Source organism: Lacinutrix sp. MEBiC02595, from assembly GCF_053601555.1.
Map to the genome: position 1 here is coordinate 1 of NZ_JBSHNU010000176.1, position 240 is coordinate 240.

Annotated in this window: 1 protein-coding gene; it reads left to right on the forward strand. The window is 39.2% G+C overall.

The genetic code is table 11. The features are described 5' to 3' along the window. Positions 1-240: hypothetical protein (locus ACVCZW_RS03715; protein WP_452231677.1), on the forward strand; the 240-nt coding region annotated here is incomplete at both ends.

The window sequence follows — 240 nt, forward strand, 5'->3', positions numbered from 1 at the left end:
TGGAGTTTTGATGATGGTAACGGAAACACGATTTCTGTACCTCAAACCTATAATTATGATGATACAACAGATCCTGTAACGCCAACATTAGCTTCTGTCACTGTAGATTGTAACGGAACTTTAACCGCTCCAACAACGACTGATGTTTGTACTGGATCGATTACTGGAACTACTTCAGATATGCTTTCTTTTGTTGAAAGTGGAAGCACCACAATAAACTGGAGCTTTGATGATGGTAAC